Annotated in this window: 24 protein-coding genes; 8 read left to right on the top strand and 16 right to left on the bottom strand. The window is 67.2% G+C overall.

Translation table 11 applies throughout. The features are described from left to right. Positions 1-26: 26 nt before the first annotated feature. Positions 27-1,412: a dicarboxylate/amino acid:cation symporter gene (locus ToN1_RS14630; protein WP_169207934.1), complete on the top strand. Its 1,386-nt coding sequence runs from the start codon at positions 27-29 to the stop codon at positions 1,410-1,412. Between the two features lie 81 nt (positions 1,413-1,493). On the opposite strand, the gene ToN1_RS14625 is transcribed toward ToN1_RS14630, so the two are convergent. Further along, entirely contained in the window at positions 1,494-2,414 is a 921-nt protein-coding gene (locus ToN1_RS14625) for a hypothetical protein (protein WP_169207933.1), read from the bottom strand. 265 nt (positions 2,415-2,679) lie between these two features. On the opposite strand from ToN1_RS14625, the gene ToN1_RS14620 reads away from it, so the two are divergent. Then, positions 2,680-3,198, top strand: coding sequence for a hypothetical protein (locus ToN1_RS14620; protein WP_169207932.1), 519 nt, complete (start codon positions 2,680-2,682; stop codon positions 3,196-3,198). Between the two features lie 24 nt (positions 3,199-3,222). Here ToN1_RS14620 and ToN1_RS14615 read toward each other — a convergent pair whose 3' ends face one another. Beyond that, positions 3,223-5,040 carry an autotransporter domain-containing protein gene (locus tag ToN1_RS14615; RefSeq protein WP_169207931.1) on the bottom strand — a complete coding sequence of 606 codons (1,818 nt, stop codon included), beginning with the start codon at positions 5,038-5,040 and terminating at the stop codon, positions 3,223-3,225. Positions 5,041-5,203: 163 nt separating this feature from the next. On the opposite strand from ToN1_RS14615, the gene ruvC reads away from it, so the two are divergent. Further along, a complete protein-coding gene (ruvC, locus tag ToN1_RS14610) occupies positions 5,204-5,758 on the top strand; it encodes a crossover junction endodeoxyribonuclease RuvC (RefSeq protein WP_169207930.1) in 555 nt (184 codons plus the stop codon). Here ruvC and ToN1_RS14605 read toward each other — a convergent pair whose 3' ends face one another. From ToN1_RS14605 to ToN1_RS14550, 12 genes are all read right to left on the bottom strand, one after another. After that, a complete protein-coding gene (locus ToN1_RS14605) occupies positions 5,759-6,286 on the bottom strand; it encodes a Gx transporter family protein (RefSeq protein WP_210147822.1) in 528 nt (175 codons plus the stop codon). Further along, on the bottom strand, positions 6,267-6,656 hold the full coding sequence (locus tag ToN1_RS14600; protein ID WP_169207929.1) for a NusG domain II-containing protein: 390 nt from the start codon (positions 6,654-6,656) through the stop codon (positions 6,267-6,269). Before ToN1_RS14600 ends, ToN1_RS14605 begins: the two co-directional genes overlap by 20 nt. Further along, on the bottom strand, positions 6,653-7,531 hold the full coding sequence (gene rapZ / locus ToN1_RS14595) for an RNase adapter RapZ (RefSeq protein WP_169207928.1): 879 nt from the start codon (positions 7,529-7,531) through the stop codon (positions 6,653-6,655). Before rapZ ends, ToN1_RS14600 begins: the two co-directional genes overlap by 4 nt. Before the next feature lie 89 nt (positions 7,532-7,620). Beyond that, positions 7,621-8,541, bottom strand: coding sequence for an MBL fold metallo-hydrolase (locus ToN1_RS14590; RefSeq protein ID WP_169207927.1), 921 nt, complete (start codon positions 8,539-8,541; stop codon positions 7,621-7,623). Then, the gene (locus tag ToN1_RS14585; RefSeq protein WP_169207926.1) at positions 8,538-8,720 is read right to left on the bottom strand and encodes a DUF1289 domain-containing protein; all 183 of its coding nucleotides are present in this window, start codon (positions 8,718-8,720) and stop codon (positions 8,538-8,540) included. Before ToN1_RS14585 ends, ToN1_RS14590 begins: the two co-directional genes overlap by 4 nt. Beyond that, positions 8,717-8,923 carry a DUF1289 domain-containing protein gene (locus ToN1_RS14580; protein ID WP_169207925.1) on the bottom strand — a complete coding sequence of 69 codons (207 nt, stop codon included), beginning with the start codon at positions 8,921-8,923 and terminating at the stop codon, positions 8,717-8,719. The genes ToN1_RS14585 and ToN1_RS14580 overlap by 4 nt, the downstream gene beginning before the upstream one ends. Before the next feature lie 91 nt (positions 8,924-9,014). Further along, on the bottom strand, positions 9,015-9,938 hold the full coding sequence (locus tag ToN1_RS14575) for a hydroxymethylglutaryl-CoA lyase (RefSeq protein ID WP_169207924.1): 924 nt from the start codon (positions 9,936-9,938) through the stop codon (positions 9,015-9,017). A 16-nt stretch (positions 9,939-9,954) separates the two neighbouring features. Further along, positions 9,955-10,746, bottom strand: coding sequence for an enoyl-CoA hydratase/isomerase family protein (locus ToN1_RS14570; protein ID WP_169207923.1), 792 nt, complete (start codon positions 10,744-10,746; stop codon positions 9,955-9,957). 150 nt (positions 10,747-10,896) lie between these two features. After that, positions 10,897-12,030: an acyl-CoA dehydrogenase gene (locus tag ToN1_RS14565; protein WP_169207922.1), complete on the bottom strand. Its 1,134-nt coding sequence runs from the start codon at positions 12,028-12,030 to the stop codon at positions 10,897-10,899. After that, on the bottom strand, positions 12,031-13,221 hold the full coding sequence (locus ToN1_RS14560) for an acetyl-CoA C-acetyltransferase (protein WP_169207921.1): 1,191 nt from the start codon (positions 13,219-13,221) through the stop codon (positions 12,031-12,033). A 39-nt stretch (positions 13,222-13,260) separates the two neighbouring features. After that, positions 13,261-14,400, bottom strand: a complete 1,140-nt coding sequence (gene can, locus ToN1_RS14555) for a carbonate dehydratase (RefSeq protein WP_169207920.1) — start codon at positions 14,398-14,400, stop codon at positions 13,261-13,263. Positions 14,401-14,650: 250 nt separating this feature from the next. Beyond that, complete coding sequence (locus tag ToN1_RS14550) at positions 14,651-15,088, bottom strand: MerR family transcriptional regulator (protein WP_169207919.1); 438 nt, start codon at positions 15,086-15,088, stop codon at positions 14,651-14,653. A gap of 136 nt (positions 15,089-15,224) precedes the next feature. On the opposite strand from ToN1_RS14550, the gene ToN1_RS14545 reads away from it, so the two are divergent. From ToN1_RS14545 to ToN1_RS14535, 3 genes are all read left to right on the top strand, one after another. Next, complete coding sequence (locus ToN1_RS14545) at positions 15,225-16,253, top strand: MBL fold metallo-hydrolase (protein WP_169207918.1); 1,029 nt, start codon at positions 15,225-15,227, stop codon at positions 16,251-16,253. 20 nt (positions 16,254-16,273) lie between these two features. Beyond that, positions 16,274-18,097, top strand: a complete 1,824-nt coding sequence (locus ToN1_RS14540; protein WP_169207917.1) for a PHA/PHB synthase family protein — start codon at positions 16,274-16,276, stop codon at positions 18,095-18,097. 105 nt (positions 18,098-18,202) lie between these two features. Further along, entirely contained in the window at positions 18,203-18,688 is a 486-nt protein-coding gene (locus tag ToN1_RS14535; RefSeq protein ID WP_169208883.1) for a putative toxin-antitoxin system toxin component, PIN family, read from the top strand. Between the two features lie 71 nt (positions 18,689-18,759). Here the strand turns inward: ToN1_RS14535 and ToN1_RS14530 are convergent, their stop codons facing one another. Further along, positions 18,760-19,593: a helical backbone metal receptor gene (locus tag ToN1_RS14530; protein WP_169208881.1), complete on the bottom strand. Its 834-nt coding sequence runs from the start codon at positions 19,591-19,593 to the stop codon at positions 18,760-18,762. Positions 19,594-19,775: 182 nt separating this feature from the next. Here ToN1_RS14530 and ToN1_RS14525 point away from each other — a divergent pair, with 182 nt between their 5' ends. After that, entirely contained in the window at positions 19,776-21,692 is a 1,917-nt protein-coding gene (locus ToN1_RS14525; protein WP_169208880.1) for a potassium transporter Kup, read from the top strand. A gap of 70 nt (positions 21,693-21,762) precedes the next feature. Next, the gene (locus ToN1_RS14520) at positions 21,763-22,926 is read left to right on the top strand and encodes a glycoside hydrolase family 2 TIM barrel-domain containing protein (RefSeq protein ID WP_169208882.1); all 1,164 of its coding nucleotides are present in this window, start codon (positions 21,763-21,765) and stop codon (positions 22,924-22,926) included. A gap of 10 nt (positions 22,927-22,936) precedes the next feature. Here the strand turns inward: ToN1_RS14520 and ToN1_RS14515 are convergent, their stop codons facing one another. Then, complete coding sequence (locus ToN1_RS14515) at positions 22,937-24,844, bottom strand: peptidase U32 family protein (protein WP_169208879.1); 1,908 nt, start codon at positions 24,842-24,844, stop codon at positions 22,937-22,939. Positions 24,845-24,944: the final 100 nt, after the last annotated feature.

Below are 24,944 nucleotides of genomic sequence, written 5' to 3'. Positions count from 1 at the left end.
GCAGTCAATAACCGAGGAGAGAGGGTTTGGCAAAGAAACCGTTTTACACATCGCTGTACTTCCAGGTCATCGTCGCGATCGTGATCGGCGTGCTGCTGGGGCACTTCTACCCCCAGACCGGCGCCGCGATGAAGCCGCTGGGTGACGGCTTCATCAAGCTGATCAAGATGATCATCGCCCCGATCATCTTCTGTACCGTCGTCGTCGGCATCGCCGGCATGGAGGACATGAAGAAGGTCGGCAAGACCGGCGGCTTCGCGCTGCTGTACTTCGAGGTCGTGAGCACGATCGCGCTGATCGTCGGCCTCGTGATCGTGAACGTCATCAAGCCGGGCGCGGGGATGAACATCGACGTGTCGACGCTGGACACGAAGGCGATCGCCGCCTATACGGATCCGTCGAAGATGCAGAGCACGACGGAGTTCCTGCTCCACGTGATCCCGACGACCGTCGTCGATGCCTTCGCGAAGGGAGAGATCCTGCAGGTGCTGCTGTTCTCGGTGCTGTTCGGCTTCGCGCTGCACAAGTTCGGCGGCCGCGGCACGCTGGTGTTCGACTTCATCGAGAAGTTCTCGCACGTGCTCTTCGGCATCGTCGGCTACATCATGAAGGTCGCCCCGATCGGCGCCTTCGGCGCAATGGCCTTCACCATCGGAAAGCACGGCGTGGGCGCACTGGCTCAGCTGGGCATGCTGATGGCGACCTTCTACCTGACCTGCATCGTCTTCATCTTCGGCGTGCTGGGCACGATTGCCAAGGCGCACGGCTTCTCGGTGGTGAAGCTGATCCGCTACATCAAGGAAGAGCTGCTGATCGTGCTGGGCACCTCGTCGTCGGAATCCGCGCTGCCGCGCCTGATGGCGAAGATGGAAAACCTCGGCTGCAAGAAGTCGACGGTCGGCCTGGTGGTCCCGACGGGCTACTCGTTCAACCTCGACGGCACCTCGATCTACCTGACGATGGCAGCCGTGTTCATCGCCCAGGCGACCAACACCCCGCTCGACATCACGCAGCAGGTGACCCTGCTTGCGGTGCTGCTGCTGACCTCGAAGGGCGCGGCCGGCATCACCGGCAGCGGCTTCATCGTGCTGGCGGCAACGCTGTCGGCCGTCGGCGGCGTACCCGTCGCGGGCCTCGCGCTGATCCTCGGCATCGACCGCTTCATGTCGGAAGCGCGTGCGCTGACCAACCTGATCGGCAACAGCGTGGCGACCGTGGTCGTCGCGAAGTGGTGCAAGGATGTCGACATGAAGGTGCTGAACCGCCACCTTAACAACGAGACGGTCGAGGAGGCCGACGATCCGGAGGCCGTGCTCGATCTGCAGGACGCGCACATGGACGTCCGCCCGGCGGTGGCCAGGGTGGAAGAAGCCACCGAAATGCCGCAGCTCGCCGTGCCCGCCCGCGCGTAAGCACGCCGCTTTCGGCAGCGGGATGCAAATCGGCCCGCCAGCACATGCTGGCTGGCCGATTTCCTTGTTGCGGCGGCGGGATCAGCCGGGCAGCAGCACGCCGGCGTTGCGGATCGCCTTCTGGTACTCGGCCGTCGATTCGTCGATCGTCTTGAGGGCGGCGTCGAAGTCGCTGCGCTTGGCCTGCGCCTCGGCGTCGGCGCGCAATTTGGCGGCACGGTCGAGCGTGCCCTTGATCTGCGCCTCGCGCGCACTGCCGTTCGGAACCAGCATGGGAATCAGCAGGCGGTAGGTCTCGTTGCGATCCTGCTCGTAACGGTATTCGTCACCCTTGCTGTCGAACTGCAGCGTGCGCACCAGCGTTTCGCCGCCGCGCAGACGCTCGATCTGGACCTTGGTGCGCAGGTAGGCGTGATCGAGGATGGCGCGACCGCGCTTGGCGTTCTCGGCGAGCGTCGCATCGGCATCGGCCATCAGCTTGTCAACGACCTTCACCTCGGCCCGACCCTTGTCGTCGTTCTTCTCTTCGGCGATGCGCGCCAGCGCGTCGCGCAGCGCCTTGGTGGAGTCCTTGCGCGCGGCATACTCCTTCTGCTCGCGCGGGTCCGTGACCGCTGCCGGTGCAGCGGGTCTGGCCGCGCCAGTCGCAGGCTTCACGAGTTCGGCGATGGCGAGCTTGGCGCCGAGGTAGGCGTCTTCGAGCATCAGGCGTGCGTCGAGCGTCTTGCCCTCGGCCGCCGCGGCTTCGGCCTGCTTGATCCTCGCCTCGTTGTCCTGCACGACCCGCGAATTGTCCACCTTGCGCTCCTCGCCGACGCGCTTGAGTGCCTTGTTGAGCTCCCTGGTGCTTTCGAGCATGCGCGCAAAGTCGCTTTTCATCCGCGCTTCCTCGGCGGCCACGACACGGGCCGACTGCACGTCAGCGAACACATCGGGCGATCCGAGAAAGCCCGCGCCCGCGACCAGCGCGGCCCCGATGGCGAGTTTCGATCCGTTCTTCATGCTTTTCCCCTTGTTTTGCGTATTCCGATGCTTAACCTTCCCCGCTTCCAGCCTCCCGTGGCTTCATCCGAAAACGGGACGGGACGGCGCGCCGCCCATGACAGAAGTCTAGCTCATTAGCCATACAGTGCTCATGGGTTTTGTCAAATCGGGAGCAGTTTCCCCCCGACGCTCGCGCCTGCGGAATATTGCGCAGGGCAGTCGCGTTCACCAATGGCCCGCAGACGAAATTCGCCTGACGCGGCCACCCGACAAGGAGACAAAAATGAAACGACTCGCACTGACAGGCATCTGCATGCTGGCCGCAAGCGGACTGCTGAGTTCTGCGGCCGTGGCTGCGGGCCGACAGGACAAGATCCTCGAGTTCGACACGATGGTGGGGGTATCGCGCCCCTATACCGGATCGGCCAACCCGATCCGCGGAGTGAACGGCGGCGGGCTTCCGTGGGCGATCGGTCCCGTCAAGGGAGAACTCACCACCCAAGGAAAGCTTGAAATTCGCGTTACAGGCTTGGTGTTCGCCGACGATCCGGCTGTACCCGCTCAAAACCGGGGCAAGAACACGGTCCCCAACTTCCGCGCCATCGTGAGTTGCCAGACCGTGAATATGCAGACCGATCCGCCCAGCGCGCAGGTGCTGAACCTCACGACCGGACTCTTCCCGGCCACCGAGGAGGGTAACGCCTACATCGAGGCTCAACTGGACCTGCCACAGCCCTGCCTTGCGCCGGTCATCTTCGTGACGAATCCGAACGGCGCCTGGTTTGCGGCAACGGGCATGTGAGCATGCCCCGCCGCCCGTAACTGGTCAGAAACCGAGGCTGAGCCCCGCCTGCAGCGCCCAGACGCGCACGTCGTCCTGCGCGACGCGCGTCGATAGCGCAACGTTGCCGCTCAGCGTCGGAGAGAACTTCGCGCCGACGCCTACGACGGCCGAGCCCCAGGTGCGCTCGGGGGCGAAGGCGGGCAGCGCGAAGCCGTTGGCCGGCAGGCTGGCGAGGTTGGCGCGTACCGTGCGGTCGTCGTCCTCGAAGTCGTGGTTGAGGGCCACGCGCGCGTACGGCAAGTAGCGGCCAAGATTCCAGCTCGCCCGATAACCGACGCTGCCGAGCAGAGAGTTGCGGTCCTGGCTACGGAAGGACATCGTCGTCGATGACTGCCCCTTCTCGGTGAAACCGTCGACCTCGACCTGTTGCAGATGCACACCCAGCGTCGGGCCGTGACGCAGCGCGCCGGCAGTGAAGTCATAGCCGGCGAACATGCCCAGCGAGAGGTTGGTGCCCGAGGTGGAGCCCTTCATGGCGCGCTGCGCGGCGCCGAGGGTGAGATCGCGGCGAATATCGTAGTCGATGCTGCCGAAAGCGCCGACCGCCATCGCGTGCAGGGCCCCGCTGCGATAGCCGGCATACAGCGCGACGGTCTGCTCACGCTGTGCATAGTCGCCTCCATCCGCGGAGAAGTCGGCATCCAGCGTCGCCAGGCCGACGGCAGCACCGACGCTGAGCGAGGGCGTGAGCCAGGTATCGACGCCCACGGCGAGGTCGTAGGGGTTGCCGCTGGCGCCGGGCACCGCCTCGCTCGACGAGTATTTGACGCGTCCGCCGCCCAGACTCGCCCACAGGTTGTGCCCGCTCTGCCCGCGCGCCCAGGCACTGAGCGCGAGCTGGTCCTGCACCGTGGAGTAGAGCGCCTCGCGGGTGTACAGCGGCGACTCCGCCAGCAGCGAGACCGCGCCCGGCGCGCGCAGCACGCTCAGCGCATAGTCCGCGATCACGCGATGGCCGGCGGTGCTCGGATGGACGCTGTCGGCGAACAGGAAGCTCTGGTCGGCGTCGGGGGCGACGAAGTCGGCCGACGTGCATACCAGCGAGGGCGTCGCCCCGCAGGCCGGGGTCGTGACGTTCGCAAAGCCGTAGCGTGCGGGATCGGCGCCTACTTCGCGCAGCAGGGAAAAGGTGTCGAGCGGGATCACCTGGATCCGCGCTGCGGCCAGACCGCCGTACAGCACCTGGCTGTAGGCGCTGGACAGCGCCGTGATCCCCGCAGCATTGACCGGACCGACCGAGACGCCGAAGGGCGTGGCACCGATGTCGGGCATCGTGGCGACGAGAATGTAGCGTGCGCCGGCGGCCTTCAGCGCGCCGACCGCCGCGACCTGATCGGTGGCGGCCGTGACGATGTCGCCGAGCGGGTTTCCGGATGTCTCCAGAGCGAGGAACAGGTCGTTCGCGCCGCCCCATACGGAATACAGGGCGCCCGGATCCGCCCGGCCGCCGGTGGAGGCGAGATAGGCGTCGATCTGGCTGCGGATCGGCGTGGCGAAACGGGTCGGATCGGCGTCCGGATAGCCCGGCAGGGACGTCACGCGCGCGCCGCCCATCGCGTAGTTGGTACCGCCGGCCAAGGCCGGCACGGCATCCGTCCCGAGCGCGGCGGCGAGATTCTCGCTCCAAACCGGCCCCGGGTTGGTCGTGAAGCGGCCAGTCCCGGGCGGGACGAGGGCCGAGAAACTGCCGGCATCGCTCAGGCTGTCGCCGAAGAAATACATGTTGCTGAAATCCGCGGCAGTCGCGCTCGCGCTGAATGCGGCCGCAACGGCGATGCCGAGCAGGATCGGTCTGGTCATCGGGGATCTCCTGTTGGTTCCGGTCGCGAAGCGACGCGCGGCAAGGTGCGAAGGGGGCGGGTATTGTAGCGGCATTATGCGACCTTAACCCCGACGTCATGCAAGGCACGATGTGTAACGGCAGACGCGGTGAGGATAGGCGGCCTTCCTTTAGAATGCACGGATGAAGGTCACATCCGCATCACGCATCGTCGCTACCCGCATCCTGGGACTCGACCCGGGGCTGCGCATCACGGGCTTCGGCGTCATCGACAAGCTCGGCAGCCAGTTGCGCTACGTCGCCAGCGGCTGCATCCGGACGCGCGACGGGGAGCTGCCGGGGCGGCTGAAGACGTTGCTTGATGGCGTGCGCGAGGTCATCACGACCTACACGCCGGACCAGGCTGCGGTGGAGAAGGTGTTCGTTAACGTGAACCCCCAATCCACGCTGCTGCTCGGGCAGGCGCGCGGCGCGGTGATCTGCGGCGCCGTGTCCTGCGACCTGCCGGTGCATGAGTACACGGCGCTGCAGGTCAAACAGGCGGTGGTCGGCTACGGCAAGGCGAACAAGGAACAGGTGCAGCACATGGTGCAGCGGCTGCTGTCGCTCGACGGCAGCCCCAGCCCGGACGCGGCCGACGCCCTCGCGTGCGCGATCTGCCACGCGCATGGCGGCGAAGGGCTTGCGGGCGGGATTGGCGGGCGCCGGCGCGCCGGACGCATCCTCGTCATGCCGTGATCAGTTCTTCCCTCGGTCCCCGCCCTGCATCAGCTTCGCGGCCACCAATCCGTTAACCAGGCCGAACACCGTCGCGGCAAGGGCGAACACCGGCACGAGGTAGAACACGCCATCGTGGGGCACGAGCCACAGCCGCGCGAGCAGGAGCTGGCCACCGATGTGCGCGAAGGCGGCGAAAACGCTGAGGCTCACGGGGCCAAACCAGCGGCGCGGCAAGTGCATCGCAAGGCCGAGCGTGGCGAGGCTGGCGAGCGAACCCGAGAGGCTGAGGAAAAAACCGGGCGCGAAAAGCTGGCCGAGCAGCAGGCCGCCGGCGAACACGCGCAGCAGCGCCACCCATACGGCATCGCGCCAGCCCCAGCGTGCGAGCACGACCAGGGTCACGATGTTCGCCAGGCCCGGTTTCACCCCCGGCAACGGCAGGGGGATCGCGGCCTCGGCGACGGTGAGCACGATCGCGGCGGCGGCCAGGCGCGCGATGCGCCGGTCGTCCGCGGTCGGAACGATCTCAATAGTTGAGGGAGTCATAGTCGGCCGCACCGCCGGCGAGGCTCAGCGACACCTGGTTGGGGGCGCAGATCGCCACTGCCCCCGAACGCGTCAGCCAGCCCTGGCGCACGCAGTACTGGCGCGGCCCGGGGTCGGACGCGACGCGCGCGCGGCCGGGCTCGATCTCGATGCGGGTGATGCCCAGCGGGCCGGGCACCTCGACCACCTGCGCGCGCGCGAGCCCGGCTTCGGCGAAAACCTTGCCGCCTGCGCGCACGACCGCCTTGTCCGGCGCCCCGCCACGCCACAACGCCAGCGCCGACAGCACGCACACCGACAACGCGCCGGCGAGCACGAGCCAGTCGCCCGGCCGCAGCAGGACGATCCACTCGGACAGACGCGCCTTCACTGGTCCGCCGGCCGCTGCGCGTGGTCCAGCGCACGCCGCACGGCCGAGCGATGGCGCACCAGCACGCGCACGGACGCGGCAAAGTGCTGCCCCAGTTTCTCGGCTAGGTACACGGAGCGGTGCTGCCCCCCGGTGCAGCCGATCGCGACGGTGAGATAGCTGCGGTTGTCGCGCGCGTAGCTGGGCAGCCAGTTGGCGACGAAGCTGCGGATGTCCTCGTACATGCGCGCGACTTCGGGCATGTTCTCGAGGAAATCGATCACCGGCTTGTCCTTGCCGGTAAAGGGCCGCAGCAGCGGGTCGTAATGCGGATTGGGCAGGCAGCGCACGTCGAACACGTTGTCGGCGTCGAGCGGAATGCCGTACTTGAAGCCGAAGGACTGGAACATCAGCGTGAGCCCCGCGGTCGCCTCGATCTGCATGAAATCCTTGATCCACGCACGCAGCGTGTTCGCCTGCAGGTCGCTGGTGTCGATGCGATGGCCGAGGGCGGCGACCGATTCGAGCGCGTCGCGCTCCTTCTGGATCGCCTCCTCGAGCGAGACGCCTTCGCTCGCGAGGGGGTGGCGCCGGCGCGTTTCGGAGAAGCGCGCGATCAACGCATCGTCACGCGCCTCGAGGAAGATCACGCGCAGGTCACCGACCGTCCGGCGCAAGTCTTCGACCTTCTGCGGCAGGGCCGCGATGTTGGCGCCGGAGCGCACGTCGACCGCGACGGCGACACGCCCGTGGCCGAGCCGCCGCAATTCCGCCACGAGCTTGGGCAGCAGGCTCGCCGGCAGATTGTCTACCGCGTAATAGCCCGCGTCTTCGAGCACCTTGAGTGCGACGCTCTTCCCGGAACCCGACAAGCCGCTGATAAGGACGATCTGCATGACCCGATACTCCGCGTGGAGCGTCGATTATCGCCAAAGCGAGGCCCCACGGCCAGCGCCGGGCGGCAAAACCTATGACTAAAGTCTAATCAGACAGCGACGAGCAGCCCCCCCTCGCGCCGCGCCACCCCGGCCCGCGTGAGTTCCGCAAGCAGCCAGTCTGCCAGTGCATCCGGGGCCAAGCCAAGAAAGCGCGCATTGGCCTCACGGTACAACGGCACGCTGGCGAGATGTTCCGCGAGCATGTCGATCGGCATGCTGCGCGCATCGAGCAGCGAAAAGGTCACGCAGGCACGGATCGCGTTGCGCGCCATGCGCGCGCCATCCTCCTCGAACGCACGCAGACGGGCGAAGGCGCGCGCGAGGGCGTCGTCGAACTCGACGAAGGGCGCACCGTGCCCGGGGATCACGACATCCACCGCCAGGCGCGCGATGGCCTCCAGCGTGCGCCGCGTTGCGCCGATACCGTCGCCGGTCCCCAGCACCTCGGCGAACAGGATGCCGAAGCCGTCGCGCCACAGCGCGTCACCCGAAATCAGGATGCGACGATCCGGGTTGTGGAACACCAGCGCGTCCATGTCGTGACCGGGTGCGGCAATCGCCTGCCACGCGAGGCCGCCCATCTGCAGCATGTCGCCCGGATGGACTGCATGGTCGGCATGAAAACGCTCGCCCGACTGCGCGGCAGTCGTCAGGAGCAACGCGTCCTCGTCCCACGCCGCGACCGTCGGCAGCATGCCGGCAGGAACGCTGATCGTGCAGCCGAAGGTGCGCTGCAGCAGGGCATTGCCGCCGATGTGGTCGGAATGCGAGTGCGTATTGACGAGCTCGGTGAGCCGCCGCCCTTGCAGCACCTCGCGCAACAGCGCGACAGTCTGCTCGCCGTGGCTGACGTAGCCGCTGTCCACCACGGTCGCCCGGTCGCCGTCGAAGAGGACGATGTTGTTGGCCGACAGCCAGCCGCGTTCGAGCACGCGGATGGTGTCGGGCAAAGCCGCGGCGACGCTCATTCGGTGCCTTCGCCGACTTGCACGGCGACGTTGTCGGGCAGCGGCGCGGGCTTAGGCGGTTCCGACGGGACGGACGGAACGGGCACGCCTTCGATCTCCTCCGGCGTGCGGCCGCAGCCGAGACACACACCGGAGTCCCAGTCGATCATGCACACGCCGACGCACAGCGACTCGCTCATGCGCCCTCCGTCGAAGCGAGGGTCGGCGCCGCGGCACCCAAACTTGCGCGGCGCTGGGCGATGAGTTCGAGGATGTGCCGCTTGTCGGCGTCCGCGCTACGGCTCCAGCGCGCGATCTCGTCGAGGCTGCGGAAACAGCCTTCGCACAGGCCGGTGGCCGCGCTCATGCGGCAGATGTTGATGCAGGGCGATGCGATGCTCATGTCGGGGTCGGGGGTGTGTGGTTATCGGCCGCGGCTCGTTGTCTTGTTTGGTCCGCCGCGGTCCGTTCGAGTTCAATGTTGCAGAAAGCCGTCAGCCGGAACAGCCCGTCTTCGCCCGCTTCGCGAGCACGGCGCGGGCCACGCGCGAGGCCGGCTCGCGACCGAGGACGCCGCTGATCCACGCGGCGATGTCGACCAGACGCTCGACATTGATGCCGGTGTCGATGCCCAGCCCGTTCAGCAGCCACACGACATCCTCGGTGGCGACGTTGCCGGACGCGCCCGCCGCATAGGGGCAGCCGCCCAGGCCGCCGACGGAGGCATCGAACACCGAAACCCCCATCTCGAGCGAGGCGTAGACGTTCGCGGCAGCCATGCCGTAGGTGTCGTGATAGTGGCCGGCGAGGCGCTCGACCGGCACACGCTTGATCACCGCGTCGAGCATGCGCGAGATGTTCGCCGGGTTGCCGCTACCGATGGTGTCGCCCAGCGACACCTCGTAGCAGCCCATTTCCATCAGCGTCGCGGCGACCTCGGCGACCTTCTCCGGTGCAACCGGTCCCTCATAGGGACAGCCTGCAACGCAGGAGACGTAGCCGCGCACTTTCACCCCCGCCGCACGCGCGGCCTCGGTGACCGGGCGGAAGCGCTCCAGCGATTCGGCGATCGAGCAGTTGATGTTCTTCTGGCTGAAGGACTCCGACGCCGCGCCGAACACCGCGACCTCGGCCGCACCGGCCGCGAGCGCGGCCTCGAAGCCTTTCAGGTTGGGCGTCAGCACCGGGTAGGCGACACCGGGACGGCGCGCGATGCGCGCCATCACCTCGGCGTTGTCGCCCATCTGCGGCACCCACTTGGGCGACACGAAGGAAGTCGCCTCGATCGCCTTGAGGCCGGCATCGGCCAGCCGCGCGATGAGCTCGACCTTCGTTTCGGTCGACACAATCTGCTTCTCGTTCTGCAGCCCGTCGCGCGGGCCGACGTCGACGATGCGTACACTTTTCGGCAGTTGCATGATCTCCCCCTCGCCCCTACTGCACCGGAACCCATGCCGCCGGACGCTTCGACAGGAAGGCGTCGAGCCCCTCCTTCGCTTCCGGCGTCGCACGCAGGCTGGAAATGCGGCGCGCAGTGTCTTCGACGAGCTCGTCCGACACCGGCCGGTTCGCGACCGCGCGGATCAGGTCCTTCGCCGCAGCCTGAGATTTCGGGCCGCCCTGCAGGAGGGCCGTCACGATCTCGCTCACCTTGGCATCGAGCGCCTCGGCCGTGACGACCTCGTGCGCGAGGCCGATCTCGCCGGCGCGCTGTGCGGAGATGCGCTCCGCGGTCTGGAAGTAGCGATACGACTGCCGCTCGCCGATCGCGCGGATCACGTAGGGGCTGATCGCCGACGGGATGATGCCGAACTTGACCTCGGAGGTCGCGAACACGGCCTTGTCGGAGGCGACGCAGATGTCGCACGCCGACGCGAGCCCCATGCCGCCACCCAGCGCCGCGCCCTGCACGCGCGCGATCGTCGGCTTGTTCATCTCCGACAAGGTGCGCAACATGCCGGCGAGCTTGCGCGCGTCGGCGAGGTTCTCCTCGACGCTCGCCTCGCCGGCGGCCTTCATCCAGTTGAGGTCGGCGCCGGCCGAAAAGCTCTTGCCACGGCCGGCGAGCACGACGACACGCACTGCATCGTCGGCGTCGAGCTGGCGGCAGGCCGCGGTGATGTCCGCGATGAGTTGCGCGTTGAACGCGTTGTGCACGTCCGGACGGTTCATCCAGACGGTCGCGACGCCCTGTTCGACGACGATTTCGAGGGTTTCGTAGTTCAATTTCGTCTCCTGCCTTCTATCGCCGGGGCTCTGGGCGGCCCCGGTCGGTCGTGAATAAAAGGATCCCGCGGAACACCGGAGGCATCTAGAGGGAGGCTGCAGGGAGAACACCCCCGGCGCCTGCACCCGCAGGATCGGGAAACTGCTGCGTCAGACGGCCAGCGAGCGACCGATCACGAGGCGCTGGATGTCGCTCGCGCCTTCGTAGATCTGGCACACGCGCACGTCGCGGTAGATGCGCTCGACCGGGAAGTCGCTGACATAACCGTAGCCGCCGTGGATCTGGATCGCGTCCGAGCACACCTTCTCGGCCATCTCCGAGGCGAAGAGCTTCGCCATCGAGGCTTCCTTGAGGCACGGACGGCCGGCGTCCTTCAGGCTCGCGGCGTGCCACACGAGCTGGCGCGCGGCTTCGAGCTGGGTCGCCATGTCGGCGAGGCGGAAGTTCACCGCCTGGTGCTCGAAGATCGGCTTGCCGAAAGTCTCGCGCTCGTGCGCGTACTTCACCGCCGCTTCCAGCGCCGCGCGCGCCATGCCGAGGCACTGCGCGGCGATGCCGATGCGGCCCGCCTCGAGGTTGGACAGCGCAATCTTGTAGCCCTCGCCTTCCGCACCCAGCAGCGCACCGGCCGGCACGCGGCAGTTCTCGAACAGGATCTGCGCGGTGTCGGACGCCTTCTGGCCCATCTTCTCCTCGATGCGCGCGACGATGTAACCCGGCGTGTTGGTCGGCACGAGGAAGCAGGAGATGCCCTTCTTGCCGGCGGTCTTGTCGGTGACGGCGAACACGATCGCCACATCCGCCTCGCGGCCGGTGGTGATGAACTGCTTGACGCCGTTGATGACCCACGAATCTCCGTCACGCACTGCGGTGGTCTTCAGCGCCGACGCGTCCGAGCCGACATGCGGCTCGGTCAGGCAGAAGCAGCCGAGCTTCTCGCCACGCGCGAGCGGCTTCAGCCACTCTTCCTTCTGCGCGTCGTTGCCGTACCGGTTCGGAATGCCGCAGGCGAGCGAGTTCTGCACGCTGACGATGGTCGAGGTCGCGCCATCGCCGGCCGCGATCTCCTCCAGCGCGAGCACCAGGCTCACGTAGTCCATGCCCGCGCCGCCCCACTGCTCGGGCACGACCATCCCCAGTGCGCCGAGTTCGGCGAGCTCCTTCAAGGCCTCGCGCGGAAAGGTGTGGTTGCGGTCCCATTCGGCGGCGAAGGGGGCCAGGCGCTCCTGCGCGAAGGCGCGCAGGGAGTCGCGGATCATTTCCTGTTCTTGCGTGAGGATCATTTATGCGAGCTCCACCGCAACCGCCGTCGCTTCGCCGCCGCCGATGCACAGGCTCGCGACGCCGCGCTTCTTGCCGTACTTCTGCAGGGCGCCGAGCAGCGTGACGAGGATGCGCGCGCCCGAGGCACCGATCGGATGGCCCAGCGCGCAGGCGCCGCCATGCACGTTGACCTTGTCGTGCGGCAGGTCGAGTTCCTTCATCGCCGCCATCGTGACGACCGCGAAGGCCTCGTTGATCTCCCACAGGTCGACCTGATCCTTGGTCCAGCCGGCCTTCGCCAGCACCTTCTGCATCGCGCCGACCGGGGCGGTCGTGAACCAGGCCGGCTCCTGCGCGTGCGTCGCATGGCCGACGATGGTCGCCAGCGGCTTGAGGCCGAGCTTCTCGGCGGTCGAACGGCGCATCAGCACCAGCGCCGCTGCACCGTCGGAGATCGACGAGGAGTTGGCGGCGGTGACCGTGCCGTCCTTCGCGAACGCGGGCTTCAGCCCGGCGATCTTGTCGATCTGCGCTTTCGGCGGCTGCTCGTCCTTGTCGATGACGACATCGCCCTTGCGGCCCGACACGGTCACCGGCGCGACTTCCCACGCGAAGGAACCGTCCTTGATCGCGTTCTGCGCGCGCGTCGTCGAGGCGATCGCGAACTCGTCCTGCGCCGCGCGGGTGAAGCTGAAGTGACCTGCGCAGTCTTCCGCAAAGGTGCCCATCAGGCGGCCCTTGTTCTCCTTCGAGTAGCTGTCTTCGAGGCCATCGAGGAACATGTGGTCGAGCACCTGGCCGTGGCCGAGGCGGTAGCCGGCGCGCGCCTTCGGCAGCATGTAGGGCGCGTTCGACATCGACTCCATGCCGCCCGCAACCATCACGTCGTTGGTGCCTGCGACAAGCAGATCGTGCGCGAGCATCGTCGCCTTCATGCCCGAGCCGCACACCTTGCTGACGGTGGTGCAACCAGCCGACAACGGCAGGCCCGCGCCGAGCGCGGCCTGGCGGGCCGGCGCCTGGCCGACGCCGGCGGGCAGCACGCAGCCCATCAGCACTTCCTGCACCTGCTCGGGAGAGATCCCGGCGCGCTCGACGGCGGCCTTGATCGCGACGGCGCCGAGCTGCGGGCCGGTCAGCCCGGACAGCTCGCCCTGGAACCCGCCCATGGGGGTACGCGCGGCGGAAACGATAACGACGGGATCACTCATGCTTCTCTCCTTGATAAAGCGTCTTGGTTTTTCCGGCTCTCAGGCCAGTGCTTCAAGCGCCGCGACGTAACGCGGCATCAAATCCTCGGAACGGCGCACGTTCAAACCGAGATCGCGCATCAGTCCGTCCTTCAGTCCATAGATCCACGCATGCACGGTCAGCGGCTGGCCGCGGCGCCATGCGTCCTGCACCACCACCGTCTGGCACACGTTCACCACCTGTTCGAGCGCATTGAGTTCGCACAAGCGGTCGTGCGCGAGCTCGGACGGCAGTGCGTCGACGGCCTTGCGGTGCTTCACATGGACGTCCTGCACGTGACGCAGCCACAGGTCCACGAGACCGACCCGCTCGCACATCAGCGCAGACTTCACACCGCCACAACCGTAATGGCCGACGACCATGATGTGCTTGACCTTGAGCACATCGACCGCGAACTGGATCACCGACAGGCAGTTGAGGTCGGTGTGCACGACCACGTTCGCCACGTTGCGATGCACGAACACCTCGCCCGGCAGCAGGCCGATGATCTGGTTGGCCGGCACGCGCGAATCCGAGCAACCGATCCACAGGTACTCGGGCGACTGCAGCTTGGACAGCTTCTCGAAGAAGCCGGGGTCCACCTGCTGCATCCGCTGCGCCCAGGCGCGGTTGAAATCGAACAGGTGGAACAGGTTTTCGTTCGCGACCTCCTCCTCGGACCAGTTCTCGAGGTCGAGCGCCAGGAACAGCGTGCCTTCGACCGGCGTCGGGTAATACGCCGGCGCCTCGGTGAAGCCCATCTCGCGATACAGCTTCACCGCGATGCGCATGGCCGGCAGGGTGTCGAGCATTATGCGGCGGTAGCCGAGCGACTTCGCCGTGCGGATCGCCGCCAGTACCAGTTCGCGACCGATGCCCAGCCCGCGGAACGTCGGCTCGACGTAAAGGCGCTTCATCTCGCAGATGCCTTCGGAGAACGGCCGCAGACCGACGCAGCCGGCCGGCTTGCCATCCTGCTCGGCGTAGAACAGGCGGCCCTCGGGGGCCGAGTACGCGCCCGGCAGCGACGCCATTTCCTCGCCGAAGCCCTGGAAACCCAGGTCCACGCACAGCCATGCCGCGTAATTGCGGAAGAACTGGCGCACGTGCTCCAGTTCGACCTTGTCATCAACCGTCAGTATGCGAAGCTTCGCTGCCATCCTCACTCCCGGGAACAGTCGCAGGCGGAAGCCCCTGCCGGCCTCCGCGGGTTATCGTCGCACGACGGAGCCAGGCCCCGTCACCAACCCGCCATGCTGCCACAGTCCGAGCCGGGTCCGCGCCACGCGGGCGGCGCTTTTCTTCATCGCGCCAAGCTCATGCTCGGCCGAACCTCAAGCGTCCTTTCACCCGCCCTGCCGTTTCTGCTACTGTTACGTTTACGTCAACGTAAACTAACCGCCAAAAAAATCAAGCCCCGGCGCGCATGCGGCGAACGACTTCGGCGCGCTCCTCGGCCGCACGGGACGTGTCGTGGCCGAGCAGTTCGGAGCACTGCTGCTCCAGCGAATCGATCTCGCCCAGCACCGCCTCGATATCCTCGCGCTGCTGTTCGAGTGCCGCCCGCCGGTCGGCGAGCACGACGAGGAAGCGCAGCAGTTGGGGGGCCGCGTTGCGCACGCCGCCGTGCATCTCGATCAGCTCCTTGATCTCGGCGAGCGACAGGCCCAGGCGCTTGCCGCGCAGCGTGAGCTTGAGGCGGGTGCGGTCGGACTTCGAGTAAACCCGGGTGCGCCCGACGCGCGAAGGCTTCAGCAGCCCCTGGTCCTCGTAGAAGCGGATCGCGCGCGGAGTCACGTCGAATTCCCGCGCGAGTTCCGTGATGGTGTAGGTTTGTTCGCTTGCCATTGGCCGACCGATCGAAGTAAAACCGGTCCGGAGCGGGCGCGTTGCGTGCCCACCTGCCCGGACAGGGCGAAAAAGTTAATCAGAATTCAGGGGTTTGGGCAATGCTCGATTGCCCCCCTCCAACGGAGACGGTCAGATGACGACAAGCGGAGAACTGCAGTACCCCTTCGACGAAACCCCGGGGGCGGGCGAAGTGAAGCAGATCGCACCCGGCGTGGGCTGGGTGCGCATGCCACTGCCCTTCGCACTCAACCACATCAACCTGTGGACGCTGGACGACGGCGATGCGCTCGCCGTCGTCGACACCGGCTTCGGCCTCGACGCGGTGCGCGACAACTGGAACGCCATCCTCGACCGCGACCGGCGCCCGCTGTCGCGCGTCCTCGTCACCCACAGCCATCCCGACCACCTAGGCCTCGCCGCCTGGCTCGCCGAGCGCGACGGCGCGCCGGTGCAGATGACGCAGGGCGAGTTCTTCAACGGCCACGCGATCTGGAACGAAATCGCGGGCACAGCCGTGGAGGAGATGGTCGCGCACTTCGCCACGCACGGCCTCGACGCCGGGCGCCAGGGGGCCCTGCGCGAGCGCGGCAATTCGTACCGCAAGGGGGTCCCGGCCCTGCCGAAGTCCTACCAGCGCATCTTCGACGGCGACGTGTTGCGCATCGGCGCCCACGACTGGCGGGTGATCGTCGGCTTCGGCCATTCCCCCGAACACGCGAGCCTGTATTGCGAGTCGCTCGGAGTGCTCATTTCGGGCGATATGCTGCTACCGCGCATCTCGACAAACATCAGCGTTTACGCCCTCACGCCGGAAGACGACCTGCTCGGCTGGTTTCTCGAATCATTAAACCGCTTCAAGGACTTGCCCGACGATACGCTCGTGCTACCATCACACGGGCATCCGTTCCGCGGTATCCGTGCGCGCATCGAACAACTCAATGTGCACCACCGTGAACGCTGCGATGCACTATTGGACGAAATCAAGACCCCCCGCAGCGCAGGGGAACTGCTATCGACGCTGTTCCCCCGTGAGTTGGACACCCATCAGGTCATGTTCGCCATGGGAGAGGCGATTGCACACCTCAACTACCTCGTCGCGCGCGGCGAGGTGCGCAAGGTGGGCGACCGGACAGGCATCATCCGATTCGAAAAAACAGCTTGAAAACAGGAGCAAGACAAGAAATGGCCGCACCAACACCCGAGACCGTGTTCGCCGACCTGCCCGACCCCAAGGAAGTCGCGAAAACCTATGCCGAGGTCGCCCAGCGCGCCTCGCACCTCATCAGCGAACACGTCCAGCGCCAGCTCAAGCGGGGCGTCTCGACCCCCAGCGACGAGCTCGGCATCGCGCAGGCCTTCATGGACATGATGGCCAAGCTGCTGGCCAACCCGTACAAGCTGGCGCAGTCGCAGATGAACCTGGTGTGGGACTACTTCTCGCTGTGGCAGCACTCGATGCTGCGCGTGATGGGCATGCACGGCGCGCCGATCGCCGAGCCGGACAAGGCCGACAAGCGCTTCAAGGACGAGCAGTGGGAAGAGCACTTCCTGTTCGACTTCATCAAGCAGTCCTACCTGATCGCCGCGCGCCACGTGCATGACACCGTGTGCTGCGTGGACGGCCTCGACGAGCTGACGCAGAAGAAGGTCAATTTCTACACGCGCCAGTACATCGATGCGCTGTCGCCGTCGAACTTCGCGCTGACCAACCCGGAAGTGTTCCGCGAGACGGTCAAGAACAACGGCCAGAACCTGATCAAGGGCCTCAACAACCTGCTGCGCGACATGGAAGACGGTGGCGGCCAGTTGCGCGTGCGCATGACCGATACCAGCGCCTTCGAACTGGGCAAGAACGTCGGCACCACGCCGGGCAAGGTCGTGTTCCAGACGGACATGATGCAGCTTATCCAGTACACGCCGACGACCCAGAAGGCGTACAAGCGCCCGCTGCTGATCGTGCCGCCGTGGATCAACAAGTTCTACATCCTCGACCTGCGCGAGAAGAACTCGTACGTGAAGTGGTGCGTGGACCAGGGCCACACGGTGTTCGTGATCTCGTGGGTGAACCCGGACGAGCGCCTGGCGGACAAGACCTTCGAGTCCTATGTGCTCGAAGGCGTGATCGCCGCCCTCGACGCGATCGAGAAGCAGACCGGCGAAAAGGAAGTGAACGCCTGCGGCTACTGCCTGGGCGGCACACTGCTGGCAACGACGCTCGCCTACCTCGCGGGCAAGAAGCAGAAGCGCATCGCCGCAGCGACGTTCTTCACGACCATGACCGACTTCTCCGAGCCGGGCGAACTGGGCGTGTTCATCGACGAGCAGCAGGTGTCCAGCCTCGAGAAGAAGATGTTCGAGCGCGGCTACCTCGAAGGCGCCGAGATGGCAGGCACCTTCAACATGATGCGCGCCAACGACCTGATCTGGTCCTTCGTCGTCAATAACTACCTGATGGGCAAGGATCCCTTCCCCTTCGACCTGCTGTACTGGAACTCCGACTCGACGCGCATGCCGGCGAAGATGCACAGCTTCTACCTGCGCGCGATGTACATGGAAAACCGCCTCGTGCAGCCGGGCGGTATCGAGATCGACGGCGTGCCCATCGACCTCGGCAAGATCAAGGTTCCCTGCTACTTCATCTCGACGCTGGAAGATCACATCGCTCCGTGGAAGAGCACCTACACCGGCGCGACCAACTTCGGCGGCCCGGTGCGCTTTGTCCTGGGCGGCTCCGGCCACATCGCGGGCATCGTCAATCCGCCCGTCGCGAACAAGTACGGCTACTGGCTGAACCCGGCCGCAAAGCTGGCCGATACCGCCGACAAGTGGTTCGAGGGCGCCGAGCACCAGCAGGGTTCGTGGTGGACCGACTGGCAGGCGTGGGTCACCGCGCACGACTCGGAGCAGGTCGATGTGCGCGATCCGGCCAAGGGCAAGCTGAAGGCGCTGGAAGACGCCCCGGGTTCCTACGTCAAGATCCGTCTCGACGCCAAGGAAGCGGCCTGATTCCCGCCTGATTCGCATCGTTCCGCAATGAACGCGAGGGGGCCCGGCCCCCTCGTGGTCGTTTACCGGCGCCCCCTCATCCCAGCCCGCCCTTCCCTTTCCGCGATGCCAGCCGCCCCGCTTTCACCCTCGCCGGCCCCGTCCGCCCTGCGCCTCGTGCTCGACACGAACACCGTGATGGCGCTGTGGGCGTTCGAGGACCCGCGGCTCGCATCCCTTCGTGCGCTGATCGAGGGCGGCGCGCCGCGGCTGCTCGTCAATCCGCTGACGCTGGAAGAACTGCGCAGGGTACTGGCCTACCGTCAGTTCGCAATCGCCCCCGAGCGCCAGGCTGCGATCCTCGCCGCCTATGCCGATCGAAGCACGGTGCATCCTCCCCGCGAGGAGGATGCGGACGCCCACGCCCTGCCCGCATGCCGCGACGCGGACGACCAGAAATTTCTCGAACTCGCACGCGACAGCGGCGCGACGCATCTCGTCAGCCGCGACAAGCTGCTGCTCAAACTCAACCGTCACCGACTGGTGCGTCCGCTGTTCGCGATCCTGACTCCCGAAGCGCTGCAGGATGCGCTGCGGTTCGCCGTGTTGTAGGGCGAGAGGAGCCGAACGCGCCTACGGCCCTGCGGTGGCCCGCTGTCCGCCGGAGCGACGGATTCCGTGCGTTACGCGCCGCCTGCGAGCTCGCGCCGAAGCGCCGTGAGGTAGCGCAAGCCGGCCGCCGCACGGCTGCCGTACCAGGACGTCATCTCGCCGTCGATCATCACTGCAGGCCGCCCCGACAGCGCGGCGACTTCGGCGAGGTGCCGCTCGCGGAAGCGATAAGGCTCGCTCGACAGGAACACGCGCGCGACGCCCGCCATCCACGGCGCCTGCCAGTCGATCTCCGGATAGCGCCGGCCGGCAGCGGCAGGCAGCGTGTCCCAGCCCACCGCGGCCAGGGTGGCGGAGATGTAGGTGTCGCGCGCAACGCTCATCCACGGCTCGCGCCAGATGAGATACAGGACGTCCTCGCTTGGCAGCCCCTGCGCCACTGCCTGCGCCTCGGCCAGCGCCGCCCCGAGGTCGGCCGCGAGCCGCGCGGCGCGGTCCGCGCAATCGAAGACTCCGCCGAACAGGCGATACAGGTCGAGATTGTCCGCCGGCGCGCAGGGATGGGTCACGATCACGTAAGGCACGAAGGCGGCCAGTTCCTCCACCGTCTCGCGCCGGTTCTCGTCGATATTGACGATCAGGTGGGTCGGCGCGAGTGCGCGCACGGCGTCCATCCTCACGTCCTTGGTGCCGCCCACCTTGGGAATGGTCTTCAGCACTGGGCGCGGATGCACGCAGAAACCGGTGCGCCCGACGAGGCTATCGGCGAGCCCGAGATCGCACACGAGCTCGGTCAGCGAGGGCACGAGCGACACAATGCGTACCTCGCCGGAGGCCCGCAGGTGTTCGGTACCGAGAGCATCGCGCAGGGGCGTGGCGGCGTCCGCCGAGAGGGAGATTTTCATCGACACGGTGACTGAACGGGAATCGCTCGCAATTGTAGGACAGGTGCGGCGAACACGGGCGGAGCGGACGATGCCCACGTCCTAGCAGGGATTTGCCGCGAGGAATGCGACGCATTTTTCCCTGTTTCGGGATGTTGCATTGCAGTATGCTTTGCCCCCCAACAGAACATCCAGGGGTTGTCGTGCACACTTCAGACCGTGCGGAACACCCGACCGATGCACCCGTCGCCAACGCCCAGCAGCACGCCGGATTGGCCGGGGTCGCCGTTGCAGCGATCGGTGTCGTCTATGGCGACATCGGCACCAGCCCGCTGTACACGCTGAAGGAAGTGTTCAACGGCCCGCATGCCGTGCCGGTAACCCCGGCGAACGTGTACGGCATCCTCTCGCTGGTGTTCTGGGCGCTGATGCTGGTGGTGTCCGCCAAGTACGTGGTCTTCATCACGCGCGCCGACAACCGCGGCGAAGGCGGCATCATGGCCCTGACCTCGCTGGCGCTGCGCGTCGTCCCCGAAGGTCGCAAGGCCTGGGTACTGTCCTCCCTGGGCGTGTTCGGTGCGGCGCTGTTCTACGGTGACGGCATGATCACGCCGGCGATCTCGGTGCTGTCGGCGGTCGAAGGCCTCGAGGTCGCGACACCGGCCTTCGCCCCCTACGTGCTGCCGATCGCCCTCGTGGTGCTGGTCGGCCTTTTCATGATGCAGCGACACGGCACCCACAAGGTGGGGGCGATCTTCGGGCCGGTGATGGTGTGCTGGTTCCTCCTGCTCGCGGTACTGGGCATCTCCGGCATCCGCCTGCACCCGGAAATTCTCGGCGCGCTGAACCCCGCGTGGGCGCTGGGCTTCCTCGCCGAAAACCCGCTGCTGGGCTGGCTCGGGCTGGGCGCGGTGGTGCTGGCCATCACCGGCGGCGAGGCGCTGTACGCGGACATGGGCCACTTCGGCCGCCGTCCGATCAAGCTCGCGTGGTTCACGGTTGTGTTCCCCTCGCTGTACCTGAACTACCTCGGCCAGGGCGCGCTGATCCTCGATCACCCGGACAACGTGCGCAACCCCTTCTACCTGCTGGTGCCCGACGAGCTGGTGTACCCCATGGTCGGCATGGCGACGCTGGCGACCATCATCGCCAGCCAGGCGGTGATCTCGGGCGCCTACTCGCTGACCCGCCAGGCGATGCAGCTCGGCTACGCGCCGCGGATGCGCACGATCTTCACGTCGGCACGCGAGATGGGCCAGATCTACGTGCCGGGCATCAACTGGATGCTGCTCGGCGCGGTGATCGCGCTGGTCGTCGGCTTCCGCTCGTCGAGCGCGCTGGCCTCGGCCTACGGCATCGCCGTGACGATGACGATGATGATCGACACGGTGCTCGCCTTCGTCGTCGTGCGTGCCCTGTGGGGCTGGGGTCCGCTCAAGGCCGGACTCTTCCTCGTCGTGTTCCTCGCCGTGGACTTCGCCTTCTTTTCCGCGACCACCGTGAAGATCCTCGCCGGCGGCTGGTTCCCGCTGCTGATCGGGGCGCTGATCTTCACCTTCCTGACGACCTGGAAGCGCGGGCGCGCAATGCTCAACAACCGCATCCGCACGGACACGATCCCGCTCGACCTGTTCATCCAGTCGATGTTCACCAGCCCGCCGCCTCGCGTCGAAGGCACCGCGGTATTCCTGACCACGTGGCTGGACACCGTGCCACGCGCGCTGCTGCACAACATCCTGCACAACAAGGTGCTGCACGAACGCATCGTGCTGCTGAAGGTGCACACCGCAGACGTGTCCCACGTGCCGGAAAAGGACCGCATCGAGCTCGAGGAGGTCGACTACGGCTTCTATCGCCTGCGCCTGACCTTCGGCTTCATGGACGACCCCGACATCCCCGCCGAACTCGCGCGCTGCGCCACGCACGGACTCGCCTTCGCGACCATGGAGACCTCGTTCTTCCTCGGCCGCGAAACCATCGTCCGACGCGTCGGCTCGGGCATGGCGCGCTGGCGCGAGCGCCTCTTCATCGTCATGTTCCGAAATGCCGGCAGCGCGGCCGACTACTTCCACCTGCCGCCGAACCGGGTGGTGGAACTGGGCACGCAGGTCGAGTTGTAAACCCGCGGCATCGGTCAAGGCGATGTCACGCCGACTCGCGACCCTGACGCGGCGACTCGCCGCACTCGCAATGGTCGCATGGACCCAAGGCGCGAGCGCGGTCGGCGAGCCATGGCAAGGTGCCGCCTTCGAGGGCGACCGCGCCGCGCTGGAGAAACTCGCCGCGGCCGGTGCGCGCGTCGTGCGCGTGTATCGCGAATCGGACGCGTGGGTGCTGGATGCCGCCGAGGCGCTCGGGCTCAAGGTGGTGATGGGGCTGTGGGTCGGGCACCCGCGCCACGGCTTCGACCTCCGCGACCCGGGCGCCGTGCAGGCGCAGGAACAGGCGATTGGCTCCTTCGTCACGCGCCACCGCGGCCACCCCGCACTGCTCGCATGGGGCGTCGGCAACGAGGTCGAGACCGGCGAGACAGACCCCTTGCCGTCCTGGCGCGAAGTGGACCGGCTCGCTGGCGTCGTCAGGGCGCTCGACCCCGCCCACCCGACGCTGATGGTCGTCGCCGACACCGGCATGGCGCAGTTGCGCACGCTCGCCGGCTGCTGCCCGAACGTCGACCTGCTGGGCATCAACGTCTACGCCGGTGCGGTGTTCGACCTGCCGCAGCGCCTTCGCGACGCGGGCATTGCGAAGCCGGTCGTGGTCAGCGAACTGGGACCGCTCGGCCAGTGGCAGGCCGGCAGGAAACCGTGGGGAGCGCCGGTCGAGCCGACGAGCAGCGAGAAGGCCGCCTTCTTCCGCGACGCGCTCGCCTTCCTGCGCAATCAGCCGCAGATCGCGGGCGTGTTTCCCTTCCTGTGGGGCACGAAGCAGGAGCAGACTGCGACGTGGCACGGTCTGCTGCTCGCCGACGGCAGCCTCACCGCAATGACGGATGCGCTGGCGCAGGCCTGGGGCAAACCGGTCGCCGAACCGGCGCCGGCGATCCGCGGCATCGGCATCGCGGCCGACGTGTTCGCGCCGGGCGCGGAGATTTCCGCGGGCGTCGACGTCGCCTCCTTCGACGGCTCGCCGCTACGGGTCACGTGGAACGTGTTCGCCGAGGCGACCGACCTGCGCAAGGGCGGCGACACGGAAGCCGCGCCGCCGCGCATCGAGGTGCGCATACTGCACGCCGACGCGACGAGCGTGCGCTTCCTCGCCCCACAGCAGCCGGGCGCCTACCGGCTCTTCATCACGATTCGCGACCGCAGGGGCAAGGCAGCGACCGCGAACCTGCCCTTCCTCGTGCGCTGAGCGCGCAACTTCAGTCCGCGAGCTGCGGGCGGACGCCCTTGCCGCCGACGCGCCGGCCGACCACGTGCATCTCGCACGCCTTGCAGTCGAAGCGCAGCGTCAGCGGTTCGCGCACGACGCGTTCGCCGTCCGCGCGCTCCTGCCACAAGGTCATCGGATCGGGGCGGATGCCCTTCACCTGCTTCGGGCACAGGTTGAAGCTGTAGCGCAGGCAGTGTTTCGTGATCATCAGCGACACGAGCCCATCCTCGTGGTTCGCCTCGAACGCGTCGGCGATCAGCTCGACGCCGTGCTTGCGGTAGAACTCGCGCGCACGGACGTTGAAGACGTTGCCGAGGTAGTTGAGCGAAGTGTCCGGGTAGCGTGCCGGCGGATCGACCGGAAGGGCACGCGGCGGGCGTTGCCACGCCACCGCACGGGCCTCGGCGAGCGCGTCGGCTGCGGCGCGGCGCAGCGCGTTGAGCTGGCCGACCGGCACGAACCAGGGCTGCGCGGTGTCGATCGCCACCTCATCCGCAGCGGCGACGAACATCGTGCCGCCCAGCTTCCCGAGGCTGTCGCGCAAGGTCGCCCGGGCGCGCTCCGGGTCGCGCGCCTCGACCTTGTCGCAGGCGAGCGTGGCCGTTGCCGACACCCCCGTCTCGTCGGTGATCGTCAGCGCCAGTCCGTCGGCGGCATCGGCCAGGCGCAACGCGACCCGCACGCGACGCTCGGCCGATTTGCCGCCGAGTTGCTTCTCGAACGCATGATCAACGTTGCGGTACAAGGTCGCACCTGTCACGAGTCCCTGCGGCAGGTCGACGAGCTGGATCCGGTCGCCATCGACGCGGTTGACGCGCGCCCCCTGCAGCTCGCCGGCAGCGTCGAACCATGCCAGCCCGTCGCCGTTGGCGAGCGGCTCGGCGGCATCGACGGTGACGAAGCGCCCGCTCACGCCCCGCACGTGACCGACCGGGGCGCCGACGAACTTGGGTGACTCGAAGGACTCGATGTCGCCGTGCCGGCCATTGACGAAATAGTCCGTGCTGCCGCGATTGAAGGTCTTGTCCGGCCGCGGCGTGAAGGTGAAGGTCGAGCGGCCCGCCGAACTGCGCGCGAATTCCGGCCGGGTCTCTAGGATGCCGTCGAGCTGCTGGCGGTAATGCGCGGTCACGTTCTTTACGTAGGCCAAGTCCTTCAGCCGGCCCTCGATCTTGAACGAACGGATGCCCGCGTCGATCAGCGCCTCCAGGTTCGCCGTCTGGTCATTGTCCCTGAGCGAGAGCAGGTGCCGGCGCTCGGCCACCGGCGAGCCGTCGGCGTCCTTCAGCGACCACGGCAGGCGGCACATCTGCGCGCACTCGCCGCGGTTCGCGCTGCGCCCGGTGAAGGCATGGCTGATCGTGCACTGGCCCGAATAGCTGACGCACAGCGCACCGTGGATGAAGAACTCCAGCGCGCAACGCTCGCGGTCCGTGGCGTCGGCGATCGCACGGATCTGCCGCAGGTCGAGTTCGCGCGCCAGCACGATCTGCGAGAACCCCACGTCCTGCAGGAAGCGCGCCTTCGCGGGTGTGCGGATGTCGCACTGCGTGCTCGCGTGCAGCTGGATCGGCGGCAGATCCAGCTCCAGCAAGCCCATGTCCTGCACGATCAGCGCGTCCACGCCGGCCTCGTACGCCTGGACGACCACCCTGCGCGCCTCATCCAGCTCGTCATCGCGCAGGATCGTGTTGAGCGCCAGCAGCACGCGCGCCGAATAGCGGTGCGCATGTGCGGCGAGCGCGGCGATGTCCGACATGCTGTTGCCGGCCGAGGCGCGCGCGCCGAAGGACGGCCCGCCGATATACACGGCGTCGGCTCCATGCTCGACGGCGGCAACGCCGGCTTCGAGATTGCGGGCGGGAGCGAGGAGTTCGAGGGCGAAGGCGTGCGACATCGGGAAACCGGGCAAATGGAAGGAGCGTACCGCCTGGTGCGGGGGCCCCGGAATGATAGGACTTTTTCCCCTCGCACCGTCACCGATCGCACGTCCCGCG

Source organism: Aromatoleum petrolei, from assembly GCF_017894385.1.
Lineage (GTDB): Bacteria > Pseudomonadota > Gammaproteobacteria > Burkholderiales > Rhodocyclaceae > Aromatoleum > Aromatoleum petrolei.
The sequence above is the reverse complement of the archived record's forward strand: the minus strand, read 5'-3'. Positions and strand labels throughout refer to the sequence as shown.